Genomic DNA, 24,361 nt, shown 5'->3' with positions numbered 1-24,361 from the left:
CTTAACTCCTAACTCCTAACTCGTCACTCATCACTGATTAAACTTTACCCGCTAAATTAATCAATTGTTTGAAGTTGACCAGATAAATCACGTTATTGGCGCTATCAATTTTGATCCAACCTTTTTCGTCGAGTTTTTCCATTATTTTGGTTGTTTCGTCTACGCTGATTTCTGTTACCTCAGCTAAATCTTTGAAAGGAATATTAAAAATTTCCTTTCCTTGGTCTGATTCCTCACCATAGCTTTCGGTCAAATTGACTAGGGTATGAGCTAGTTTGACTGCTGGTGGTGCAGATCGCATTTGCAAACGGACGTTTATTTGCCGTAATCGCCGCACCATTAGTTGTAACATTCGGTGATGTAACTGCGGGTCTTTAAACAATATTTGGATAAAACGCTCTCTGGAGATACTAAGTAACTTGACTGGCGAAAGGGCTATAACATCGGTTGAACGTGGCGATTCATCCAAAACGGCCATTTCGCCAAAAAAATCGCCACGGCCTAAAATTGCCAGAGCTACAGAATCATCTTTGGAGGTGCGCCGGACTTTGATCCAACCAGAAACTACAAAGTAAACCGCGTTACCCCACGCATCTTCCATCAAAACGGCTCGCCCTTCTGGGTATTCGTGGTCAATTGCAACGTTGAGTAGCCATTCTAAAGTTTGGGGATTGGCTGTACTCAATAAGGGAAAAAGTTGACTAAAAACCTCAGTCTGCATGACATATCTGTAACAAATGGATTTAGAAAGAGAAAGTTAACAGGACTGACATAATCGGCACATATATCTTCTGTGATCGGCGTCAACCAATGTCCAGATTTGAGATTTGCGATCGCGTAGTCCAACGCGAGTCTTGTCTGCGACATCCACTCGCGAATTTAGTCCTAATTAAGTAGGCTGCTATAGGTTTTCAAACCGTCTTCAACGGTATAAAATATGCTGTATAAACAATAACCTGTCAGACTATAAAGTCTGTGGTTCCATTACAACATAACAATTATGGCGAGGATCGAAATCAGCGGTTTTACTGACAGTTATGTTATTTTTTGTTCTTTGGTAACTGTCTACTCCCGGACAGGGTTTTTATCTGTTGGTCTAAATTTTTCATTAATCCACTCAGAGCAAGCAAATTCTCTATTTGCTCAGATTGCAGATTGGGATTGTGGACAAGCCTTTGTTGTAGGTCATTTAATTTTAAACTGAGTTGTTGAGCAATTCCCAAGGCGTCGCGGCTGACATGACCTAATTGTTGTTGTTGATAGAACTTTAATGCTGCTCCCCGTAGCACTTGTAGTGTAGCCTCTTCGCCATACATTCCTGGCATAACTCGCAAGCGTAATAACAAATGGTTTTGCTTATAGAGGCATTCTTTTTCTATCTGTTTTGCTTCTGTAACTGTCGTTACAGGTAAACCACCAAATCGCTTCAATTCATTAAGTACCCCTTGCAAAAGGGAGAGGGGCAAATCTTCAATTACAGACTGTAAGACGCCATTATCACTCCAGAGTATTCTACCTTCATAAGGCTGTCTTTCCAAATACAGGCGACCAATTCCCCCCGCGAGAACTCGTCCTAATAATTCTGCCAATAATTGCTTGGGTGGTAATTTAGGCAGTACCTCAAGGGGACTTAATATATCTGGGGCTTCGACTGTGATCACAGCTAACTTATCTGAGTGTATTGCAATGCCTGTGTCCTCCTCTGTACTTTCATCTACGGTGCGAAGGATGGCGGTAGTTTCAGACAAGCTATCTGGATATGAGAAGGGGGAAAAATCTGCCTGTGGGTCTTCAGTTTGCAGGGTTTGTGGTTGATTTACTTGAGATTTGTGATTGAGTGAGGATTTAAGTTTGTCGTTTGTGGTAGCTGCGCGGTGTTTCGAGGCTAGGTTAACTTCTGGCTGATGCGATGGTTGGGCATCTGGGAGGGATGTATTCTTGTAGTTGAGGTAAGTGGAGAGCATGTCGCGATGAGCATCGGCTGCGATCGCCTGAGTTACCATTGTGCAATTTATGTAAGACAAAATTCGCTTCACGTAAGCTAGCGCCTCTTTGTCTAACGGATAAACCATACCCAGCAATAGGTTGTTGTCTTCTAATCCAATGGGTAAAATTTGGTGGTGAAGGCAAACTTCAAAGGACAAGAGACTATCTATCAGATGGAATATTTGCTGGCGATCCCTTGCCTTTTGGGACTCACGCTGTTTGGCACTTTGCTGCCCAATTACTTTAGTATCAATAAGTTTGCCCTCTGAAGACAACATAGGTTTGATGGCTTGATATTTAGGTTGTCTACTATTGTGCCCATAACTTAGTTAGTAGTTAATAAAGATACTTTGTAATGTTGTTAAAACTTGCGCTAATTATCACGAGGTAAATGATTGTTAAGCCTTGACTGTTAACTGTAGGGGCGCAAGTCCTTGCACCCCGAACGACAATCGTCCTCACATAGCCGATAAAATGGCTGTTCCCATGCTCCCGTGGAAACGTCAAGTAATGTCTGGCTTTGTCGAGATTTTATGTAGCAGTTCTTAAAGCTTGGGCTGCGAGATAGATTTTTGTCCATTCTCCCAGCACTTGATGGGTTTTGAGTTTTAACTGTTGGGCGATGACTTCGATTGAGTTACCGGCTTTCCGCAATTTCAGGATTTGTCGCCCCAGTGGAGTCAATTGTTCATGAAGTTGTTCCCATTGATTTGGTGTTAGTCCCAAGTTGTGTTCTTCTAAGGAAATGGAAAGCCAGACATCCACGAGTTCTGTTTGTCCCTTGAGGGCAAAAACACGGACTGCATGGTAGCTAATTTTTTCTCGCAGACGGTAGACATCTTTAATCGACTTATTGAGCTTTTTGGCGATCTCTTCTTGGGATTTGCCTTGGAGATACATTTGTAGCCAGTCTACCGCCTCTTGTCCGAGATTTTGTTGTAAATAATTTTCAAATTCTTTTCGTACGGTTTGACGTAGCGCCTGTTGCTCCTCTTGTTCTTGTTCCTCTTGATATTGGGCGATCGCCTGACTATCGACTAAGTTCACCGGATTTTCATTGTCTTCGCCGAGAATTTCTTCAGAAACTAGCCTAATTACGTCACTACCTGGTACTTGAGTTAAGCCACCACGCTGAGTCCGACGTAAGTAATTCACAAAGCGGTAAGCTAGTAGGGGTTGATTGCGTACTGGTCTTAAACAATACTCTTCTATGCTAGCAAATAGCAGCATATCCCGCAGTCGCTTATCCGTTGTCAATTTGTTGATAGAAGCGATTTGTTCCTGCATGTAGCTATCACTTTGCAGCAATTCTTGGAGTACTTCTTTTAACACATCTAGCACAGTGCGCTGGCGATCGCGGCTCAGGGCTACCCAAGTTTGAATTTTATTCCGTAAGGTCGCTACACTCGCCAGTCGAGTTATGAGGTGCCGATAAGCTCGTTCTCGTGCTAAACCCAAGTAACGCTGTACTAAAATTCGATAGCGATATTCCATCGCTTGCTTCGCCAGATCGAGTTCCTGCGATTTGAGCAGATCGAAGCGTTGGCATTCACGTCCTAACAGCCAGAGAATTATACTTTCTCTGTTAGTTATACTTTGTTCTGGACGCTCTACCGCTAGACGTTTTCGCCAATATTGCGCCAGTTTTTCTGCTTCTGTTGGCATAACGAGATTGCGCTCCTCGAAACCCTGTTTGAAAGTTTGCATCACAACCCCCATGTGTCGCACTTAACTGTTTAACTGGCAGCTGCACCTAATTAAATCTTCTTCTTCATGAAGATATTTGAGTGATTCCATTTTTATTACGTCTCGATTGACTAACTTTATGCAAGAATTTCCCCATTGCTTTTGTGACATTTGCCCTCTCAGCCTTGACCAGACTGGTTTTTGAGGTATTTTAGCAAATTACGCCAAGTTTAAATTTTTGTAAATTTATCGGTTTAGAGAAACTCAGGGTAAAAGTCCACTGCTAATATGGTACTCACTAGCGAATTAAGGCAATATGTCTCCTGAGTGGGTATTGTCTGTTTTTGGCGTCCTTGTCGCGCATGGTAAGTTTAACCCCTCATCGCACAGCAAAATCAGCGATTTTGGTATCCTAGAATGAGATATAGGGGCGCAAAGCCTTGCACCACGAACCACAATCGTCCTCACATAGGCGATAAAATAGGTGTTTCTCTAATATTTGATAAATTATCCAATAATCCAAGATTTGTAGGGTGCGTTAACGAAGTGTAACGCACCATCTTGATCTCATGAGCGACGGCTGAGACTCTATCGCCCGCCCGATGACCGGATGATGGGGTTTTCTACAGATTCGCGATATTGCTGAACTGCTTCTGTGTAGGCTATGGGTAGCACTGCTTCGACGTTTTCATGGGGACGAGGAATAATCACCCAAGATTCTAAGGTGCCACCATATACATTTTCTGCTGCTTCGACACCAGCAGCCATAGCGGTTTTGACTTCAGAAACATCTCCACGAATGTTGACTGTAAAACGGGCGCTACCGACTCTGATATAACCGACGAGGGTGACTCGACCAGCTTTAACCATCGCATCTGCTGCTGCTAATACAGCAGGAAAACCCTTAGTTTCGAGTGACCCAACTGCCTGTAATGACATTAAAAATCTCCTGTATGAATAAAACTATGTGGCGCTATCAGTTAATTGTACGAAGCTTCGTTACAAGTTTTGATGGCGAACTTGCTTAGAACATGCGGAAAGGCTCAGATTTTTGTGTGAAGTGGATTGGAAGAATGGTTTCCACATTTTCTGGGGGATTGGGAACTATGTAATGGGTGATAACTGTATCAACCTTCACTTGCTCTCCAGCAGCTATTCCGGCTTCAACTGCTGTTTTGACTTCAGCAACATGTCCTCGGACAGCGACCAGCAAACGACCGCTTTCCGCTATACCATAATACACAAGTGTGACAGCGGCAGATTTTACCATTGCATCTGCTGCTGCCAACACTGAAGGAAAACCTAATGTTTCAATTACGCCCACCGCCATTGGCATGGCTTGACTCTCCTGAATCGAGGATAATTGACACTCTGCGGTCTGTTCGCCCTTGGCGTCTCCCTTTGGGAGAAGACACGCAGATTCTTTAAGACCTGCTTAAAAGGGATAGTCAAATATCCCCCTAGACGCTCAAAACAATTACCAATAACACAGGTATTGCAATTGCGCAAAATTTTCTTTTTTTTGTTTTCCGAGTCCATCACAACGCCAGTTAGGTACGCTCCATGTTTTCCCATTACTTGTTTACCCAGAGTCGCAACTTGTGCTCTTGCGAGGTAAATTAGGGGTTACACCTTACAAAACACTTCAACACGTAGATGGTTATTCCTACTCACAATTTGATCATATCATTTTCCACAGGTGGTTAAAACAAGCCGTGGCGTGTTTCCTCCACGCATCTATTGCCAAGTGGCTTCTACACGACCCGTGATGTTTTTGTGAGCGCCGATGCTGTAAGCTAAAATTTATGTTTGCTAATTTTCTTCCTCCTACAGTTGGGCAACTGACAGAAACCTCTTCTATCGCTCTTGCTCAAAGTATTCAAAGTCAAGCGATCGCTACCACCTTAATTGATGCACCAATTACCACCAGCTATGTCTGTCAAGGAAGTGGCGATACACCGATTTTATTAATCCACGGCTTTGACAGTTCTGTGTTAGAATTTCGTCGCTTGTTGCCGCTGCTGGCGGTAGATAATCAAACTTGGGCTGTGGATTTGTTGGGTTTTGGATTCACAGACAGAGTTGCAGGGATTCAGTTTAGCCCAGATACTATTAAAACTCACTTGTATTGTTTCTGGAAAACCCTGATTAACCAACCTGTAATTTTGGTGGGGGCTTCGATGGGGGGTGCAACGGCGATTGATTTTACCCTCACTTACCCCGAAGTTGTGCAAAAGTTGGTGTTAATCGACAGTGCTGGGTTAAAGCCGGGTTCACCGTTAAGTAAGTACATGTTTCCGCCCTTGGGTTATTTAGCAACGGAGTTTTTGCGTAGTCCAAAAATCCGCGATCGCATTTCCCGTAGTGCTTACAAAAATCCCAGTCTTGTTTCTGTCGATGCTCTACATTGTGGCGCATTACACCTACAAATGCCTTTTTGGAGTCAAGCTTTGATTGCCTTTACCAAAAGTGGTGGTTACGGTGCTTTTAATTTAGATATTTTAGCACAAATTGTGCAAAATACCTTGATTTTGTGGGGCGATTCTGATAAAATATTGGGTATTCGAGATGCCGAGAAATTCCACAGGGCAATTCCCCACAGTAAACTGGTTTGGATTCCAGATTGCGGTCATATTCCCCATTTGGAGCAACCACAAATCACTGCCCAACACATTTTACAATTTCGATGAGTTCGGGGCATGGGGAAAAGTCACCAATGCCCAATGCCCAATGCCCCAAATCGGCGGGCGGCTGTCCCTCGAAAGACACATAGGGATGGATAAACCGCCGACTTCCAATGGATGACTAGTAGTCTGTCAATTTTGTTTTGAGGGATTTTTGGTAGTGTGAGCGTCTCGCTCACGCGGGCAAGATGCCCGCACTACAGTCCATCATTTTTATCTTGACAGAGTACTAGTCTAGCAACCACATTTGAGAAGAGTTATCTGTTTCTTCTTCTGGTTGCTTTGTTGCTAGCTTGATAGATGAGCGGTGTGATTTTCTGTAGCTGAGTGGGTTATAAGCTTCTTTTTCATGTTGCTGGATTTCTAGTTCTTGTTTAGGAATTTCCTTTTGTTGTTTATAAATTTCGGTTTCTGCTTTTAAGGCATTAATTTCTTCTATAAGCAGGGAATTAGCGGCTGCAAGGTGTACGGCTGCTTGTTTAGCTTCGTCTAGCTCTTTGATTAAGCGTTCTGCTAATGCTTTTTGTTCAGCAACATCTGCTTGCGAATCTACAACTTGTTGCTGGAGAGAGGCTTGTTTTTGGTTGGCTTGTTCGAGGCTTTCTTGCAATTCTTTGATAGTTGTTTCTAAATCAGCTTTTGTCGGAACTGTCCGCTTCGTAGTCGTTGGTTCTGGTATCTGAGTGGGCGATTCTGTTGTCAATTCTTCTAGGGCTGAAGCATTTTCTTCGCTCACTTGTTCGGCGGTAACTTCAATCACAGGTTCACCTTGAGGGGGTGTAAATTTTTCGGCTTCTTCTTGTAGCAAGTCAGACAGACGTTTTTTTACCATTATTTTCTCCAATCACGCTGTAATTCATCGGCGACACGACGGTAGTCTATCTCCGCCTCTCGTGCATTATTTCCTCGCCATTGAGTAATTGCTACACCTTCTAGTGCAGCTCGTTCATGTGCTTTATAGGTACGGATAAAGTTTTTGCAAACCGGTATTCCTAACTTTATAAGTGTGTTTTGAGCTTCGAGTGCTTCCGCTAAAGAACGCATATCAACTTTTGTCAGCAGCACCCGATGGGGAACTCCCGCAGGAATGACGGCTTTTTGAACTGTTTCAATCAGGACAGCTAAATCCATTGCGGCACAGGGTGTAGGCAAAACTAGATAATTCGCACTCGCCACTACGGATGCTAATGCTTCTGAGCGTAGAGCCGGCGGCGTATCCACTACTACTAAATCGTACCCTTTTATCTTTCGTAATTCACCTAAAAGATTCGGATCGGTTTCTTGGGATAGATCAAATCCCATAGCGTTCTGGTTACGTCCAACCCACCAACTGGCAGAACCTTGAATATCTGCATCAATTAGTATGACCTTTTTTTTGGCTGCCAAGTTGGCGGCTAAGTTGACGGCGGTAGTCGTTTTACCGACTCCTCCTTTACCATTGAGAATAGCGATGATTTTTGGCACTGCTTACTTCCGACGCTGCCATATAACAATATACCGCTTTCTGTAGCGACTGTTTGTCAAGAAACTTTGCGGATATGCAGGGGCGCAAGGCCTTGCGCCCCTACCCAATATATCTGTCGCATTCTTTGTTCCAATTGGGATTAGGTATATGAGTACACCCCAACCACCAAACAATGACCCGATAAAAAGCGATCGCTCTGTGGAACAATTAGCTTGGGCGATCGCAGCTTCCGCCGGACAGCAAGCTTTAGATACAGCGTTTCCCGCCCTAGTTACGTACACTCGTAGGGGCACGGCATTGCCGTGTCCTCAAGGAAAATGGCACGAAGCAAATCAGTTAATTCAGCAAGCTTTAGATACAGCGTTTCCCGCCCTAGTTACGTACACTTGTAGGGGCAGGGCATTGCCGTGACCTCAAGCTTTAGATACAGCGTTTCCCGCCCTAGTTACGTACACTCGTAGGGGCATGGCATTGCCGTGACCTCAAGCTTTAGATACAGCGTTTCCCGCCCTAGTTACGTACACTCGTAGGGGCATGGCATTGCCGTGACCTCAAGCTTTAGATACAACGTTTCCCGCCCTAGTTACGTACATTCGTAGGGGCATGGCATTGCCGTGCCCTCAAGCTTTAGATACAGCGTTTCCCGCCCTAGTTACGTACATTCGTAGGGGCACGGCATTGCCGTGCCCTCAAGCTTTAGATACAGCGTTTCCCGCCCTAGTTACGTACACTCGTAGGGGCATGGCATTGCCGTGCCCTCAAGCAAAATGGTACCAAGCAAATCAGTTAATTCAGCAAGCTTTAGATACAGCGTTTCCCGCCCTAGTTACGTACACTCGTAGGGGCATGGCATTGCCGTGCCCTCAAGCAAAATGGTACCAAGCAAATCAGTTAATTCAGCAAGCTTTAGATACAGCGTTTCCCGCCCTAGTTACGTACACTCGTAGGGCACGGCAATGCCGTGCCCTCAAGCAAAATGGTACCAAGCAAATCAGTTAATTCAGCAAGCTTTAGATACAGCGTTTCCCGCCCTAGTTACGTACACTCGTAGGGCACGGCAATGCCGTGCCCCTACACATCGCGATATGATATTGTAGCTGAATTTATCTAGCTCAGAGCTTCGTTCATCTCCCTCAGAACTCCGTTCATCCACCTCAGAACTCCGTTCATCTCCCTCAGAACTCCGTTCATCTCCCTCAGAACTCCGTTCATCTCCCTCAGAACTCCGTTCATCTCCCTCAGAACTCCGTTCATCCACCTCAGAACTCCGTTCATCTCCCTCAGAACTCCGTTCATCCACCTCAGAACTCCGTTCATCTCCCTCAGAGCTTCGTTCATCCACCTCAGAACTCCGTTCATCCACCTCAGAACTCCGTTCATCTCCCTCAAATACTCAAAATCCCCACGTCCCCATCCCACTTACACTTAGTATTAGAGATATTCGTCCAATCTGGCTTAGTGGTTTTGCTACCAGAAAACCCCGCCGACCCTTATCAACTAGTACATGATTATATGGCAACCTTTATCCGCGAGCAAAAATCACCGCAATTACAACAGGTATTGGCGCAACTAGAAGAAGAGAGAAAACAAAGAAAACAAACTCAAGCCAAACTCAATCTGCTTCTCAAACGCGCCCTGTTTGGTACCATAAATGCAGGTTTAGGATTTGCCGGACTAGCAGTGGTAACATCTAATTGGGCAGTAGCGGCAAATGTTAATCAAATTAGCGCTATCAATAATGCTTCTGAAGCAGATTTTGCATCTGGACAACATGGAGATGCTTTAATAACAGCCTTAAGAGCAGGTAACAAACCCAAGCAGACAATTTGGGCAAAGCACAGAAGCGATACCCGAATGCAAGCTGTGTTAACTGTACAGCAACCGGTTGATTTAAAGTCAAATGAAAACAAAGAAAATCGCGGCATTGAGGTAAATACATTAGAAGGTCATAGCGGTTGGGTCAATAGCGTCGCCTATAGCCCCGATGGTAAACAGTTAGCTTCCGCAAGTCGTGACAACACCATCAAAATCTGGGATATCAGCACAGTTGACATCCTCCCACCACTAATTCGGAGTACCGAATATAGTGGGGGATTCCAAAGATCGCTCTTTGGGTTTCCTCTTTCCACGACCCGACTTACTTGGAGGAGTTTCCCCACCCATACAGAGGTCGATGTCTCCAGAGGCGTTAGTTCCGACGTGACCCGCCGTACTCAATCCTTTTGCTAAAATGTTCCGCGCTGCGTTCCAATCCCTATCTTGGGTATACCCACAATGAGGACAAACATGAGTTCTGGTGCTAAGAGTCTTTTTGACAACCTCTCCACAATTAGAGCAATTCTGTGAGGTATAATGTGGTGGAACAGCAACCGTGACAACACCAAACACCTTACCAAAATACTCAACCCATTCACGAAACAGCGACCATGAAGCGTCACTAATCGACTTAGCCAATCGGTGATTTTTCACCATATTCCGCACCATCAAATCCTCATACGCCACGAGGTCGTTAGACTTCACCACGCACCTTGCTGTCTTAACAGCAAAGTCTTTACGCTGGCGACTTACTTTGAGGTGTTTACGCGCTTGTTTATTTCTCAACTTAATTCTATTTTGAGAACCTTTTCTAGTCTTAGACATCCGCCGTTGCAAACGTCTCAAGGACTTTTCACTTTTACGAAGATGTCTAGGGTTGGCGACTGTTTCTCCGTTGCTATCTGTATAGAAGTGGTTTAACCCCAGGTCAATACCAATAGTTTTACCAGTTGGTTCTCGCTTTTCTACTCGTTCATGGTCAATGCAAAACTGGCAATAATAGCCATCTGCACGACGCACAACCCGCACCCTTTTAAACTGTTTCCTGTGGTAGAAATGCAGGTCACGAGTTCCCCAGAGTTTAAAGGTTCCTGCTTGAAACCCATCGGAGAAAGTGATATACCTGCGGTCTTCAGAAAGCTTCCATCCACAGGTTTTGTACTCAACAGAGCCATGCGTTTGTTCTTTCTTGAACTTTGGAAATCCCTTTTTTCCTGGCTTATTTTTCTTGCAGTTATCAAGGAACCGAGCAATAGCAGACCACGCTCTTTCAGCACTAGCTTGACGAGCCATCGAATTAAGCTTGGTAGCATAAGGAAAATCGGGATTAGCAGCAAGCACAGCGCAATATGCGCTCAACTCGTATTTACCAATGCCCTTATTATCCATCCAGTATCGAACACAACTGTTGCGAACAAAACGAGCAGTACGGATAGCTTCATCCAGCTTTCCGTACTGCTCGTTCGTTCCTTCCAGTTTGGCTTCAAATACCAGCATTTTTACGCTCAACTCAATGGCGTAATCATAACATGGATTTGCGAAAAACTCAACTGTTCCCTCTCCCACGCTTGCTTGAAAGCAAGTAATGGTCGTAGAACGTTTCATTTTTCGCCCTCGATTCATCTCGCCGCCAAATCACAGATTATGGCGGGAGCCTTCTCTCCGAATAAGGTAAAGCTGTGAAAACTCTCTCTGGTCATAGCAGTTCGGTCAATAGCGTCGCCTATAGCCCCGATGGTAAACAGTTAGCTTCCGCAAGTAGTGACAAAACAATAATTTTATGGGATTTGGATTTTGATAATTTATTACGCAGTGGTTGCGACTTGCTCAATAATTACTTCATATTCCATCCAGAGGTGTTGAAAGAGTTGCAATCATGTCAAACACCTGCGCGGTTGGCGGAGGGGGCGAAAGTGTTAGACAATTCCAAGTAATATAGCGATTCTCAGTTAAGTGAGGTACAAAATTGTATCACGCGGTGTAGGGGCACGGCATTGCCCATAGGTGTCAACTTAGAGCCACCTGCTCAATGATCCGCTGTTCTAAAAGTTCTAATAAATCATCGACATTCTTCGCAACTTGGTGAAAACTAGCGGGTGGTGGTGGTTCTGGTGCAAACTGGATTAACTTAATTTCCCCCAGACCGATACCAATCATCACCACTTCAACGTCTGGTTGATGATTATCGATAATTCCCAAAATTTCCTGTAGTCGATTATCAACATTACTATTTAATTTTTCTATCGCGTCTTTGGGACAATAAACAAAATGCGGTGTCGGTTGCAAATCAATACCGATAGTACCCTGACTATCGCCATTTTCTAACCATAATCCCCAAAATAAAGCAGCTAATTCTAGTTGATTTGCTTTAACAAACTTATCCAATTGATGACGCCATTTATTGTCTGCTGATTCCGGTTGAGTAATACCAAACATCATAAATAATTTGTAATTTGTAATTTGTAATTTGTAATTCGTAATTTTTCCCGATTTTTCTGGACTTGGTGATTTGTGAGATGATTTTTGACTCACGCATATTTTCAATCAGCCACGCCAGGTCTATTATCTTACAGCAGTTTTCATGTATTTAGACCACACACTGATATCTGTATTTCTTTGTTCCTTTGCGCCTTCTCTGCGAGACGCTCCGCGAATGCGCCTTTGCGTGAGATAAATACATATTTTCAATCAGCCACGCCAGATTTATGATCTTAAACCACTTTGCACACGCCAGAGACCAGAGTAAATCCCGTTTTGATCCAGCAATTGCTCATGGGTACCCGATTCTACTAATTTTCCATGTTCCATGACATAAATGCAATGAGCATTGCGGATGGTAGAAAGACGATGAGCAATCGCAATTGTGGTTCTATTGACTGTAATGCGTTCGAGCGATCGCTGAATTGCGGCTTCTGTTTCATTATCCACGGCTGAGGTAGCTTCGTCTAAAATCAATATAGGGGGATTTTTGAGAACTGCACGGGCGATCGCAATTCTTTGTTTTTGTCCACCAGATAACTTTTGTCCTCGTTCTCCGACAATTGTCTCATAACCTTGGGGCAGATGCTGAATAAATTCGTGAGCTTCTGCTACTTTCGCCGCTGTGATGATTTGTGATTGTGTAGCCTCAAAGCTGCCATAGGCAATATTCTCAGCTACACTGCCATGAAACAAGAATACATCCTGACTTACCAAACCAATACAGCGACGTAAATCCCGTAAGTTTAAATTTTGTAAATCAATCCCATCTAGAGTAATACTGCCGGCGCGCACTTCGTACAATCGCAACAAAAGTTTAACTAAAGTGCTTTTACCGGAACCTGTGGAACCAACAATTGCAATTGTGTTGCCGGCGGGAATTTGCAAAGATAGATGTTTGATGACTGGTAATCTATCTTGATAGGCAAAAGTCACATTCTTAAATTCCACTTCACCGCGCACTTGTTCTAGAGGTAAGCTTGTATTTCCTGGATGAATGGTGATGGGAGTATCTAACAAATCCATGACTCGATTTGTCGAAGCCATAGCTCGTTGATAAAGGTCAAAGGTTTCGCCTAATCTAGTTAAAGGCCAAAGTAAAAACTGGACTGAAAATACTAATGAACTGTAAGCGCCTACAGACATTCTCCCGGCGACTGTTTCCAGTCCACCAAATAGCATTAATGCTGTGAAGCTGGCTAAAATTAGCATTCGGATGAGGGGAATAAAAGCTGCCGAGAGTGCGATCGCTTTGCTATTACTTTGTCTATAAGCATCACTTTCTGCAGCCAACCGAGCGGTTTCATAATCTTCAGCGGTAAAACTTTTAATAGTAGTAATACCACTCAGATTATTTGACAATCTACCATTAAGTAAACCTACTTTTTCTCGCACATCAGCATAGCGAGGCGCTAGCAAATTCTGAAACATTACCGCTCCCCAGACAATAAAAGGCATCGGTAAGATAGCCATCCAAGCAATGCTAGGAGCCAAGACAAAGAAAGCACCGCCAATTACTATAATAGTTGTAGTAACTTGAATAATATCGTTGGCGCCCACATCTAAAAACCGCTCTAGTTGGTTAACATCATCACTGAGGATGGACATTAAACCACCAGTGCTGCGTTCTTCAAAATAAGCCAATTCCAATTCTTGTAGGTGATTATATGCATCCAGACGCAAGTTATGCTGAATATTCTGTGCTAAATTGCGCCAGAGTAACATATAACGGTACTCAAAAAACGATTCTAGTATCCAAGTGATGACCGTAAGCAGAGAAAGGATCAAAAATTGCCCAAAAATGTCTTTAATTCCTAACTGAGCAATGATAGAATCTTGCTGTTTGACTACTACATCTACAGCAATTCCAATTAAGATCGGTGGTGCTAGATCAAAAAGTTTATTGAGGACTGAACAACTAGTTGCCAGCCAAATTTGTTGACTATACTGATGTGCATAGTCAAGCAAACGCTGGAGAGGATGGGCCGAATGTCTAAGCCGTCTTGATACCCGATGAGATTTCTGTAATGTAGCCACAGCCGTTGACAGTTGTGTGCTACTGATTATACCACAAAAGTTAGTCATAAGTCCTGATTTATCAGCCAACTCACTCCCAACTCCCAACTAATTTGCTACCCTCGGACTGATTTATGCTATTTTACTCAGGACTGATAATGGAGATGGAAACTTGAAAACTCAGCAATTTGGAAATTGGCAAACCACAGCTATAGCTGTTATTTTGGCTGTACTTGTCGCCCTCAGCCTGAATTCATTTATCATTATTAATCCAGGGCAAGCAGCGGTAATTAGTATATTGGGTAAAGCTCAAGATGGGGCTTTACTGGAGGGTATCCATCTCAAACCACCGTTTATTTCAGCGATAGATGTATATGATTTAACTGTGCAAAAATTTGAAGTCCCAGCGGAGAGTTCGACTAAGGATCTGCAAAATTTATCAGCCAGATTTGCGATCAACTTTCGCCTTGATCCCATCCAGGTAGTGGAGGTGAGAAGGAAACAAGGAACCCTAGAAAATATTGTCTCCAAAATTATCGCCCCCCAGACACAAGAAGCATTTAAAATTGCAGCAGCCAGAAGAACAGTGGAAGAAGCAATTACCAAGAGAAGTGAATTAAAGGAAGATTTTGATAATGCTTTAGGCGATCGCTTGGATAAATATGGGATAATCGTCTTAGATACGAGCGTAGTTGACTTGACTTTCTCCCCAGAATTCGCCAGAGCAGTGGAAGAAAAACAAATTGCAGAACAACGGGCCCAAAGAGCTGTCTATGTGGCGCGGGAAGCTGAACAAGAAGCACAGGCTGAGGTAAATCGCGCTAAGGGTAAGGCGGAAGCGCAAAAACTCTTAGCAGAGACTCTCAAAGCCCAAGGAGGCCAGTTAGTGCTACAAAAGGAAGCGATTGAAGCTTGGAAAACTGGCGGCGCTCAAATGCCAAAAGTCCTCGTTATGGGACATGATGCCCAAAGCAGCGTGCCCTTTATATTTAACTTAGGAAATGTGGAAAATCAACCCTGAGTTGAGTAAATAATGTGAGTAGGGTGGGTATTACTACCCACCATAAAAGCAACATAACCCAAAAGGATGATAATAAACAAATTTATGTCAACTCCCAATCATCACAATTTTACCGCCGAAGAAGCTAAAAAAATCCTGAATAAATTCAATTGTCTGGATATAGCACCTATCCTCAAGCCATCAGAAAAAGTGTCAACCAGTCGAGCATTAATTTTGTTAGCCAGACTTTCTGATTACCAAATTTTAGGAATTTGCGCTGAGACAGCAGAGGAAGGGCTACAGGCTATGACAACTTATTGTCAGGCTTTGGGTTATGAAGCTCCACAAAATTTACCCAAAATCGAAGGTCCGGTTTATATCAAATTAAACGGCAAAAACGGCTTGTGTTATCTTGATTCTTATTTAGGTCATCATCGCGGAGTATTGGTGTCTTGTCAGTCTTACAATCCAGAGGGAGTAAATGAACTGTATGGACATTTACCCCTCGATTTATTTGTATAGAATTTCTCAGAAATAAAATTATCTGTAGGGTGAGCAATGCCCACCAGAAGCATGATACGGCACCCTACATATTATTTCAAAAATCAAATAGAAATCCTATAATTATCTTGGAATAATCAGAAAAAATGAGTATTATTACCCTACAATCAGTTAAAAAAGACTTTGGCATCAAAGAGATTTTAAAAGAGGCGAGTTTTAGCCTAGATCCTACCGATAAAGTAGGTTTAATTGGTACGAATGGTTCGGGGAAATCAACGTTATTAAAAATGATTGCCGGGCTAGAATCAATAGATAGTGGTCAAATTTTAGTCAACTCTGGGGCTAAAATTGTCTACTTACCCCAGCAACCAGACTTAGATGAAACTCGCACAGTTTTAGAGCAAATTTTCGCTGATAGTGGCGAACACATGGCTTTAGTGCGTGAGTATGAGGAACTTTCTGATAAACTAGCTCATTATCCAGAAGATAGTCAGCTAATGTCGCGCCTTTCTGAAGTAATGCAGCGGATGGATGCGACTGGTTCTTGGGAACTAGAAACCAACGCTAAAATAATTTTAACCAAGTTAGGAATTTCCGATTTTGATGCCAAAATAGGCACTTTATCTGGAGGTTATCGCAAGCGAATTGCTCTGGCGACAGCTTTGCTATCAGAACCCGATGCTTTGCTGATGGATGAGCCAACAAACCACCTCGATGCACTCTCTGTTGAGTGGTTACAAAGTTATTTAAATCGCTATCGCGGCGCACTTTTTCTCATCACCCACGACCGCTATTTTTTGGATCGTGTCACCAATCGAATTATCGAAATTGACCGAGGTGACATTTACACTTACACAGGTAACTATTCATATTACCTAGAAAAGAAAGCCCTAGCTGAAGAATCAGCCATTAGCAGTCAACGCAAACACCAAGGTGTATTGCGACGGGAATTAGAATGGCTCAAACGCGGACCAAAAGCCAGAAGTACCAAACAAAAAGCCAGAATTGACCGCGTTCATGCAATGCGCGACACTCAATTTAAACAGGTTCAGGGTAAAGTCGATATTTCGACAGTTAGTCGTCGCATCGGCAAAAAAGTTATTGAATTGAATAACATTTCTAAAGCATACAATGAACGCACTTTAATTAAAGATTTCACCTATGAATTTAGCCCAGAAGACCGCCTGGGTATCATTGGTGGTAACGGTGCAGGAAAATCCACTTTAATGGATATGATTACCGGGCAAATTCAGCCAGATTCTGGTACTATAGAAATTGGTACTACCATTCACATTGGTTATTTTGACCAGCATTCTGAAGAATTACTCACAGCTTTGAATGAAAATCAGCGCGTGATTGATTACATTAAAGCAGAAGGAGAATTTATCAAAATAGCTGATGGTACCCAAATTACTGCTTCCCAAATGTTAGAGCGGTTTTTGTTTCCTGGAAACCAGCAGTACGCACCAATTCATAAACTTTCCGGCGGTGAAAAACGGCGATTATTTCTGTTGCGCCTGCTCATGGGTGCGCCCAATGTATTGATATTAGATGAACCAACTAATGATTTAGATGTGCAGACATTAGCGGTACTAGAAGACTATTTAGAAGACTTTTCTGGATGTGTAATTATAGTTTCTCATGACCGCTACTTTTTAGACCGCACCGTAGACACAATTTTTGCCTTTGAGGAAGGTGGTGTTCTGCGACAATATCCTGGTAATTACTCAATTTATCTCGACCAGAAAAAACTAGAAGAAGCCGCGCAGCAACAACCTGCTAATCTTAAAGATAAGTCGAAGAATCTAGAGACAGAAAAAACTACATCTCAAGCCAAAGAACCGGAAAATAAAAAGCGCCGCAGACTGTCAAATTGGGAAAAGCGAGAATTTGAGCAATTAGAAGGTAAAATTGCCCAATTAGAAGCAGAGAAAACAGCCGCAGAAAAAGCACTGGTGAATGTTTCGGCTGGGAATTATACCCAAGTGCAAAAATTATATGACCAAGTGGAAGCGCTCAAGCAAGCAATTGATGTAGCGACGGAACGCTGGTTAGAATTAGCCGATATGGAGTCGTGAACAGTTTTGTAGGGGCGCAAGGCCTTGCGCCCCTACTTTAGCTATGAGTCAGTACCACAAAGTGGAACTCAAACCGCTAGGGGGCTACGTATATATTCTAAGTTACCATCAATGTTTTCAATTCCATTCAAGACGATTGAGGATTCATTCCATAAACCATCGTTCCTGCGACAAGTAGCTGATAGTACATCTTCATGAATAGCGATATTCATCGAATTCAAGTGAAAGTTACTAGCTTGCTCAGGGTCAGTTACTTCGAGAATGCCATCATTATTTTCAATTCCCTTCAAGGTTATTGAGGTTTGTTTCCATGAACCATCGCGCCTTTGACAAATGGCTGATATTACATTTCCTTCAATCGAGATGTTGGTGCAATTAAGGTGATAATTACTAGTCATTTCTAGATGCTCCTGATGTCCAGTATAATTTGCAATCTGTTATACTCCAAAAAAAACTCAATGGGTAATGGTTAAAACCCCTAATTGACTAATTCAGTAAAATTACATAAGGCTTGCAAGTTCTTGTGCCCCTACTAGTCATGGTCTTTATTGGTCATTTGTCAAGGGGCTTTTCTGTTCGCGTAGCGTCCCGTAAGGAAGCCCCACCCCAATCAGGGTGGTTTTTCTCCCCTGCTCCCTGCTCCCTGCTCCCCTGCTTTTTCATAGCCCCAAATCGTAAGCAATGCGATGGGCGCAAGCAAACCCTGAAAAAGCGACTGCATTCAACCCCTGACCCGGAAAAGTACTATCCCCCACACAATACAATCCCTTAACAGCGGTGCGATTAAACGGCATCCCTAGCAACCCCCACAACTTGCGCCGGGGAATAGGGCCATAGGTACCATCCTCTCGACCCAAAAAGCGGCGATGGGTGCGCGGTGTTCCTACTTCCAAATAATCTAATCCAGCTTCTAAACCCGGAAAAATCTGCTCTAATCGCTCGATAATTCTCCAAGCCGCTGCTTCTTTCTTCCCTTCGTACTCAGTCTCAGTCAGCCGCAACCAATCATCAATCCAGCTAGGGGTAAAAGTATGAATGATGTGATGTCCTGCTGGTGCTAAATCTGGGTCTAGCAATGTGGGAATCGACACAAAAATTGTGCCTTCTGGTGTCGCCATTTTCCCCCACTCTGCCAACAGAATATGATGACACTCCGTCCCCATAGGCAAAACTGACGCCTCTACCCCCAGGTGCAAACTGAGAAAGCTGGGCGACTTTTGATAACGCTGTTGCCACTTATTCTCATTTCTGGGTATTTTCGTTCTTGGTAGTAATTTGCTAAAAGTATCCCAACGTGTAGCATTAGAAACTATGCGTTTAGCAAGATATACTTTACCATTAGCCAATTGCACACCTACAGCTTGTCCCTTATCTGTGATAATTTTCGTCACCCTAGCTTGATACTGAATCTTACCGCCTGCTTTTTCTAGACCTGTTACCAATGTTTGGGCAATTTGTCCCACTCCGCCTTTAGGGTAGTTAACTCCGCCATAATGTCTGTCAGAAAAGACCATCCCCGCATTAATCATCGGTGTCATATCGGCTGGCACCACGGACCAGCAATAACACTCTATATCGATAAATTTTAATAAATCAGGGTCTTTGATGTAGCGCCGCGCCACATCTCCAACATTTTGTGGTAGATACTTGACTAAACCAAGACAAGCCAAAGGATGCTGAAAAAATGCTCGCAGTAAATAACGAGGTTCTTCTAGGGAGAGCAATTCCATGCTGTTAAGACAATTAAAAACCTGCCAGCATTGGTCATAAAAGCTACGAATTCCCTGCTTTTCATGAGGAAAATAAGCAGTAAGATTTTGCAAAAATTTTTCATACACCCGATCTACTTTGAGATCTAAACCGTTGGGCAAATGATAGTGAATCTGCACTGGATCAATAATCGTTTCTAAGCTGACATTTACCGCATCAAGGGCGCGAGTAAGTAAGTTAGTAGTGCCATTGTGTCCCAACCCAAATATCATCGAGGCGCCAACATCGAATCGATAGCCTTGACGTTCAAAGTAGCCAGCGCTACCACCGGGAATCAGATAACTTTCCACCACCAGTACTTTAGCTCCCTTAGCTGCTAGCTGGGTTGCTGTTACTAAGCCGCCAATCCCAGAGCCAATTACAATCACATCAATATCTTGCATTTGTCCTTTGTCATTTGTCATTTGTCATTTGTCATTGGTTTGAGATCTGATTCATAAATAAATTATTAAATAAAGTGGGGTAAGTTAAGGCAGTGTAATGCACTAATATTTGGTGGTGCCCTGCGGCGCATCATCTGATTTTTGACTACAAATTATGCATTTCCAGTGTCGCAGGGCACCCTAAAAAATTTGAGCAATTACCAATCACAAATCACAAAAAAGAGGGACAAGCCTGCTACTGCTGGCCAATCCCGTCTGCCGATCCTTAAAGAGAGGAGAACACTGAATAATAATATAACTGTGATTGAGAATAACTGTCAACCATTAATGCAAAAAATTTTCAATAATTTAGAAGCTACTGATTTTAGCTGTTAGCCGGAGGCAGGAAAGAGCTTGACTAAATAGCCAAATACCTTTCTAAAGTTACTCATAGTTCTTCAGCGTGAGGATATTGACAGAGTTGTAACTTTCTGATAGTTTTTCTTTAGTGCCGAAAACCAAGGCCAAAAATTATCTGGTTTGTAAACCACAGTCGCTTTCATTACTAGCCAGCCTGTCAAAAGGTCGAACAGGATGCCGTGATTCGTTAAATAGGTGAAAAATGTTGAAAAACGGCTAAAAGCTTCAAAACAATAATTGACAGCAAAAAAAAATAGGCTAGGCTAGAGCCGAATTTACGCTTGTGGACAAGAAGGAGCCGACTCCCTTGGTGGAAGCAAGAAGCAGACCCTCTAGAAATTACTTCTAGTTGAATGGCGAAGCTGAGATAAGTTTAGCCAAGTTTTGTATAGCAGTATGATGTTGTTCAGATCTTATATATTGAAAAGCCGCTGAATCCTGGCTATGACGCTACAACTACATATTTATGTTCCACCCCATCCCTTAATTAAGCACTGGCTGGCAGTTGCTCGCGATGCTGCCACCCCTTCAGTATTATTTCGTAGTGCGATGACTGAGTTGGGACGATGGCTGACTTATGAGGCGGCGCGAGACTGGTTGCCGACTCAAGAAATAACGGTAGAGAGTCCCTTGGATTCCTGTCCAGGGACGGTGATTGATCCCGGTGTGCCTGTGGCTGTTGTGCCGATTTTGCGGGCTGGTTTAGGGTTATTGGAAGGAGCGCAGACTTTGCTGCCCTTAGCCTCAATTTACCATCTGGGCTTGGTGCGAAATGAAGAGACACTGGAACCCACCTGTTACCTGAATAAATTGCCGGAAAAATTTGACCCCCAAACAAGGGTGTTAATTACCGATCCCATGTTGGCTACGGGCGGGTCAATTATGGCAGCAATGGCAGAATTGACACAGCGGGGTGTTGATCCTAGCTTGACGCGAATTGTTTGTGTAGTGGCGGCTCCGCCGGCTTTACAAAAACTAAGTGCTGCTTATCCTGGTTTAAAAATTTACACGGCAACCATAGACGAAAAGCTCAACAATCAAGGATATATTGTACCCGGATTGGGAGATGCAGGCGATCGCACCTTTGGGACTTAAGCTACTATGCAGCTAGGGCAGGAAAACAGCTTAACGAGTCTAAATAAAAGTTTTAAAGTTTCTTCAAGGTGGTAGAGTTATGAGTCAGCGTGATGGTTTTGGCAGTGGTTTTATAGCTGGGGCCGTTTTCGGTAGTGTCTTGGGGGGCGTTTTAGGCGCCTTGATTGCTTCTCGCCAAGATTCAGAATTTCTCTTAGAGGAAGAAACCGAACCGAGGAATAACCCAGACGAACCTAAGAAAGTGTCAGTCAAACGCCGTCAAATGAGAGCCTTAGACAGTCAGAGCATAGAAATGGAAACGGCGAGGCGATCGCTAGAAGATAAAATTGCCCAGCTCAATGCCACAATAGATGAAGTGCGAAACCAGCTGGGGAATGTCAATGGTAATTCCACCCAGGCAATTAATGAGCGCTCCCTCACCAAAGACTCTTAAACTGCTAAACGGGGCGTCAAAGCGCCTAATTGTAGCAAATGCAGCAAAAAGCCACAGACGCAATGACCAGGACTAAATTAAAATCAATGATAAGACCACGTTTAACGTTTAGCAGGAAACCAAGCCATCCATGAATTTACTGTTTACGACATTGTTTAGTTTCATACAGATTTATAACGTTCTGTTGATTATTCGGGTTCTGTTAACCTGGTTCCCCAACATTGATTTTTCTAGTCAGCCATTTGCTGCTTTGTCCCAGATAACCGACCCTTATCTCAATCTTTTCCGCTCAATTATTCCCCCATTGGGCGGTATGGATTTTTCTCCCATCTTAGCCTTTTTGGCACTGCAATTAGCTAGCGGAACTCTCGAAAACATCTTAAGGTTTGTGTCATAACTATTCTGAAACTGTCGGAATTCATGTAGGGTGGATATTCTCCACCCTACTACACCAATTTTGACTACTTAAGCTTATCGCCGCACTCGACCACTAAACCCAGCGGCTTTAAATTGTTTGAGCTTTAAGGGAGTAGGCTGATTTGCAGGTACGGAAATTCTCATTTCAAAATCACTGATACCTGGTGGGATTTCGTCAATAGACCCCAAACGAGTGCGGTTTTGTAGCACTGAGTCGTTATTCGCATCATAGATCCGTCCGAAAATATCTGCATCGTAGACAGTTTTATTTGTGCCATTGTTCGCTTTACCAAGGACAATAAAACAGTTAGCAGCCGCAGAACCGCTACTAATCACCGCCCCTTGTGCCAGTTCTGGGGGACAGTCTTTATAGGAAAGATCAAATAGTTTAATCTGTGTCAACGCCACAGCCGGCGGAGTCAACACCCACGATAACACCCCGACGACGCAGGAAATTAAGATGACTTTGATGAATCGTGAGTACAAGGATATCTTTTGCATATTTGAAAATAATGCCAAATCAACTTAAATTTACTTTATACCCAGGGGAGATTGATTTTTGAGGGTCAACCGATTTTGGATTTTGGATACTTCTCTACGAGAGGCTACGCCAACGACTTCGCTCAGTACAAGTTTTGGATTTTGGATTGACCCCGACTACAATAGATATTCCTGGGGGCGCAAGGCCTTGCGCCCCTACAGGGTGGTCAATTGTAACTAAGCACTCGAAAATCAGCAGTGTTTTTAACTCCAGCTTACCAAAGAAATGGGTAAGGAGTAAGGAGTAATGAGTGTGTATGGGCGGGTTTAACGAGTAAATCTGTGTCTATAAAATTGTCAACTTAGGACTATCTCCCCAAGCCTAGGTGATTTTCCAGCGCTTGGCGCATCACGTCTACAGGTACTGTTTGTTGCTGTAACCAGATTTTTAAGGCTGCGGCGCCTTGTTGGACTAGCATTTCTAAACCATCAATGGGAATTGCGCCTTGTTTTTGGGCTTGTTGGAGAAATTGCGTTGGTTGAGGAATGTATATCAAATCATAGGCGATCGCACCTTTTGGTAAATGGGCTATTTCCTCTGCACTCAAAGGTGATTCGTCTATTTTGGGATACATCCCGATGGGGGTTGTGTTTACCAGCAGGTTTGCTTGGGGAATGAGTTTTCCTAGTTCTTCCCATTGATGAATTTGTAAATTGTCACCTAGGCTGGAATTCGCCCAACTATTACGGAATTCTTTTAATTTCTGCTGATTGCGTCCAACTACATGAATTTCTGCCAAACCTAGTTGATGACAACCTGCGACAACGGCTCTGGCTGCTCCACCATTACCTAAAATTACTGCGACCTTCTGACGCCAATCTTGATTATAGGTTGTTTGCAACGGCGCAATAAATCCTTCTATATCTGTGTTGGTCCCTATCCATTTGTCATTTTGGCGACTTACAGTATTAACTGCTCCTATGGCTTGAGCAACTGGTGATATTTCTGCAAGTAGGGGGATTATTGCCTGTTTGTGAGGAATTGTCACGCTAAAGCCCACAACACCAATAGCCGCAAAGCCTGCGATCGCCACTGCTAAATTCTCTGGTTCTATAGCAAAGGGAAGATAAGCGTATTCTAATCCTAACTGGGCGATCGCGGCATTATGCATCACTGGGGACAGCGAGTGTTCCACCGGATATCCAATCACCCCTAAAAGTTTAGTTTTACCTGTAATTAATGGTTTTTTATCCGTCATATCACTAATTAATTTTCTGACGTACCATAAACCTTGTGCGCGTATGGTGCAGACCCTACGCGCTAAGAAAAGGGAATGAAAAGAATCTGTCCTTCATATTCGCCAGGATTACTGCAACTAACGAATAAATACAAGTCATCAATTACCTGTCCTATAGGAGCCGTTGCAATCACTTCCACAACTCCAGGTATAGACAAACCTTTGTTGATTCGCTCATAAGCATATAAAGTAATCGTTGCTACATCATGAGTAAGCAAGATGCGTTCTTCATTGGCTGCCCACTCTAAGATAGTAGAATCATCAGCATGAATTAGACCTACATCTTGGACACGAACAATGTCTAATTCAGGTAAACGTCTAATCAAGCCACGCAATATCGAGCCATTGAAGTTCTCGTCAGTCAAAAAACGCACTGG

26 protein-coding genes are annotated in these 24,361 nt (G+C 43.3%); 10 read left to right on the top strand and 16 right to left on the bottom strand.

The genetic code is table 11. The features are described from left to right. Positions 1-37: 37 nt before the first annotated feature. From HEQ19_13515 to HEQ19_13495, 5 genes are all read right to left on the bottom strand, one after another. A complete protein-coding gene (locus HEQ19_13515) occupies positions 38-721 on the bottom strand; it encodes a Crp/Fnr family transcriptional regulator (GenBank protein ID WYM00389.1) in 684 nt (227 codons plus the stop codon). Positions 722-1,040: 319 nt separating this feature from the next. Continuing rightward, complete coding sequence (locus HEQ19_13510; GenBank protein WYM00388.1) at positions 1,041-2,264, bottom strand: pilus assembly protein PilB; 1,224 nt, start codon at positions 2,262-2,264, stop codon at positions 1,041-1,043. A 253-nt stretch (positions 2,265-2,517) separates the two neighbouring features. Next, on the bottom strand, positions 2,518-3,705 hold the full coding sequence (locus HEQ19_13505; GenBank protein WYM00387.1) for a HetZ-related protein 2: 1,188 nt from the start codon (positions 3,703-3,705) through the stop codon (positions 2,518-2,520). A 555-nt stretch (positions 3,706-4,260) separates the two neighbouring features. Then, positions 4,261-4,611 (bottom strand): BMC domain-containing protein, encoded by a 351-nt coding sequence (locus HEQ19_13500; GenBank protein WYM00386.1) that lies wholly within the window; start codon positions 4,609-4,611, stop codon positions 4,261-4,263. 85 nt (positions 4,612-4,696) lie between these two features. After that, complete coding sequence (locus HEQ19_13495) at positions 4,697-5,008, bottom strand: carbon dioxide-concentrating mechanism protein CcmK (GenBank protein ID WYM00385.1); 312 nt, start codon at positions 5,006-5,008, stop codon at positions 4,697-4,699. A gap of 469 nt (positions 5,009-5,477) precedes the next feature. Between HEQ19_13495 and HEQ19_13490 the strand changes: the two genes are divergently transcribed. After that, positions 5,478-6,362 carry an alpha/beta hydrolase gene (locus tag HEQ19_13490; protein ID WYM00384.1) on the top strand — a complete coding sequence of 295 codons (885 nt, stop codon included), beginning with the start codon at positions 5,478-5,480 and terminating at the stop codon, positions 6,360-6,362. A gap of 223 nt (positions 6,363-6,585) precedes the next feature. Here HEQ19_13490 and HEQ19_13485 read toward each other — a convergent pair whose 3' ends face one another. Both HEQ19_13485 and HEQ19_13480 read right to left on the bottom strand, forming a co-directional pair. Further along, a complete protein-coding gene (locus HEQ19_13485; GenBank protein ID WYM00383.1) occupies positions 6,586-7,188 on the bottom strand; it encodes a hypothetical protein in 603 nt (200 codons plus the stop codon). Then, positions 7,188-7,820, bottom strand: a complete 633-nt coding sequence (locus tag HEQ19_13480) for a ParA family protein (protein WYM00382.1) — start codon at positions 7,818-7,820, stop codon at positions 7,188-7,190. The genes HEQ19_13485 and HEQ19_13480 overlap by 1 nt, the downstream gene beginning before the upstream one ends. A 148-nt stretch (positions 7,821-7,968) precedes the next feature. On the opposite strand from HEQ19_13480, the gene HEQ19_13475 reads away from it, so the two are divergent. Then, positions 7,969-8,232, top strand: coding sequence for a hypothetical protein (locus HEQ19_13475; GenBank protein WYM00381.1), 264 nt, complete (start codon positions 7,969-7,971; stop codon positions 8,230-8,232). 192 nt (positions 8,233-8,424) lie between these two features. Further along, positions 8,425-8,820, top strand: a complete 396-nt coding sequence (locus HEQ19_13470; GenBank protein WYM00380.1) for a hypothetical protein — start codon at positions 8,425-8,427, stop codon at positions 8,818-8,820. A gap of 108 nt (positions 8,821-8,928) precedes the next feature. Here HEQ19_13470 and HEQ19_13465 read toward each other — a convergent pair whose 3' ends face one another. After that, a complete protein-coding gene (locus HEQ19_13465; GenBank protein ID WYM00379.1) occupies positions 8,929-9,201 on the bottom strand; it encodes a hypothetical protein in 273 nt (90 codons plus the stop codon). A gap of 684 nt (positions 9,202-9,885) precedes the next feature. Next, a complete protein-coding gene (locus HEQ19_13455) occupies positions 9,886-11,133 on the bottom strand; it encodes a transposase (protein WYM03394.1) in 1,248 nt (415 codons plus the stop codon). 182 nt (positions 11,134-11,315) lie between these two features. On the opposite strand from HEQ19_13455, the gene HEQ19_13450 reads away from it, so the two are divergent. Continuing rightward, on the top strand, positions 11,316-11,570 hold the full coding sequence (locus tag HEQ19_13450; protein WYM00378.1) for a hypothetical protein: 255 nt from the start codon (positions 11,316-11,318) through the stop codon (positions 11,568-11,570). A 73-nt stretch (positions 11,571-11,643) separates the two neighbouring features. On the opposite strand, the gene HEQ19_13445 is transcribed toward HEQ19_13450, so the two are convergent. Both HEQ19_13445 and HEQ19_13440 read right to left on the bottom strand, forming a co-directional pair. Beyond that, positions 11,644-12,075 (bottom strand): hypothetical protein, encoded by a 432-nt coding sequence (locus HEQ19_13445; protein WYM00377.1) that lies wholly within the window; start codon positions 12,073-12,075, stop codon positions 11,644-11,646. A gap of 264 nt (positions 12,076-12,339) precedes the next feature. Next, positions 12,340-14,151 (bottom strand): ABC transporter ATP-binding protein, encoded by a 1,812-nt coding sequence (locus tag HEQ19_13440; GenBank protein WYM00376.2) that lies wholly within the window; start codon positions 14,149-14,151, stop codon positions 12,340-12,342. Positions 14,152-14,302: 151 nt separating this feature from the next. Here HEQ19_13440 and HEQ19_13435 point away from each other — a divergent pair, with 151 nt between their 5' ends. The 3 genes from HEQ19_13435 (at position 14,303) to HEQ19_13425 (ending at position 17,709) form a co-directional block, all read left to right on the top strand. After that, positions 14,303-15,151: a prohibitin family protein gene (locus HEQ19_13435; protein ID WYM03393.2), complete on the top strand. Its 849-nt coding sequence runs from the start codon at positions 14,303-14,305 to the stop codon at positions 15,149-15,151. A gap of 84 nt (positions 15,152-15,235) precedes the next feature. Next, entirely contained in the window at positions 15,236-15,652 is a 417-nt protein-coding gene (locus HEQ19_13430) for a DUF1824 family protein (protein WYM00375.1), read from the top strand. Between the two features lie 125 nt (positions 15,653-15,777). After that, positions 15,778-17,709 carry an ABC-F family ATP-binding cassette domain-containing protein gene (locus tag HEQ19_13425; protein WYM00374.1) on the top strand — a complete coding sequence of 644 codons (1,932 nt, stop codon included), beginning with the start codon at positions 15,778-15,780 and terminating at the stop codon, positions 17,707-17,709. 68 nt (positions 17,710-17,777) lie between these two features. Here the strand turns inward: HEQ19_13425 and HEQ19_13420 are convergent, their stop codons facing one another. Together HEQ19_13420 and crtH are read right to left on the bottom strand one after the other, a co-directional pair. Beyond that, positions 17,778-18,107, bottom strand: a complete 330-nt coding sequence (locus HEQ19_13420) for a CVNH domain-containing protein (GenBank protein WYM00373.1) — start codon at positions 18,105-18,107, stop codon at positions 17,778-17,780. 261 nt (positions 18,108-18,368) lie between these two features. Further along, entirely contained in the window at positions 18,369-19,883 is a 1,515-nt protein-coding gene (crtH, locus tag HEQ19_13415; GenBank protein WYM00372.1) for a carotenoid isomerase, read from the bottom strand. Between the two features lie 822 nt (positions 19,884-20,705). Here crtH and upp point away from each other — a divergent pair. From upp to HEQ19_13400, 3 genes are all read left to right on the top strand, one after another. Then, positions 20,706-21,356, top strand: coding sequence for a uracil phosphoribosyltransferase (gene upp, locus HEQ19_13410; GenBank protein ID WYM00371.1), 651 nt, complete (start codon positions 20,706-20,708; stop codon positions 21,354-21,356). A gap of 79 nt (positions 21,357-21,435) precedes the next feature. Beyond that, positions 21,436-21,789, top strand: a complete 354-nt coding sequence (locus HEQ19_13405) for a hypothetical protein (protein WYM00370.1) — start codon at positions 21,436-21,438, stop codon at positions 21,787-21,789. A gap of 130 nt (positions 21,790-21,919) precedes the next feature. Then, positions 21,920-22,186, top strand: coding sequence for a YggT family protein (locus HEQ19_13400; GenBank protein WYM00369.1), 267 nt, complete (start codon positions 21,920-21,922; stop codon positions 22,184-22,186). 74 nt (positions 22,187-22,260) lie between these two features. On the opposite strand, the gene HEQ19_13395 is transcribed toward HEQ19_13400, so the two are convergent. The 3 genes from HEQ19_13395 to HEQ19_13385 form a co-directional block, all read right to left on the bottom strand. Then, complete coding sequence (locus HEQ19_13395) at positions 22,261-22,707, bottom strand: biotin carboxylase (protein ID WYM03392.2); 447 nt, start codon at positions 22,705-22,707, stop codon at positions 22,261-22,263. 347 nt (positions 22,708-23,054) lie between these two features. Further along, positions 23,055-23,945, bottom strand: a complete 891-nt coding sequence (locus HEQ19_13390; GenBank protein WYM00368.1) for a shikimate dehydrogenase — start codon at positions 23,943-23,945, stop codon at positions 23,055-23,057. A gap of 62 nt (positions 23,946-24,007) precedes the next feature. After that, the gene (locus HEQ19_13385) at positions 24,008-24,358 is read right to left on the bottom strand and encodes a DUF5615 family PIN-like protein (protein ID WYM00367.1); all 351 of its coding nucleotides are present in this window, start codon (positions 24,356-24,358) and stop codon (positions 24,008-24,010) included. Positions 24,359-24,361 lie beyond the last annotated feature (3 nt).

Source organism: Gloeotrichia echinulata CP02 (assembly GCA_038087035.1).
Taxonomy (GTDB): Bacteria; Cyanobacteriota; Cyanobacteriia; order Cyanobacteriales; family Nostocaceae; genus Gloeotrichia; species Gloeotrichia echinulata.
This window is presented reverse-complemented; position numbering and strand designations above follow the sequence as displayed.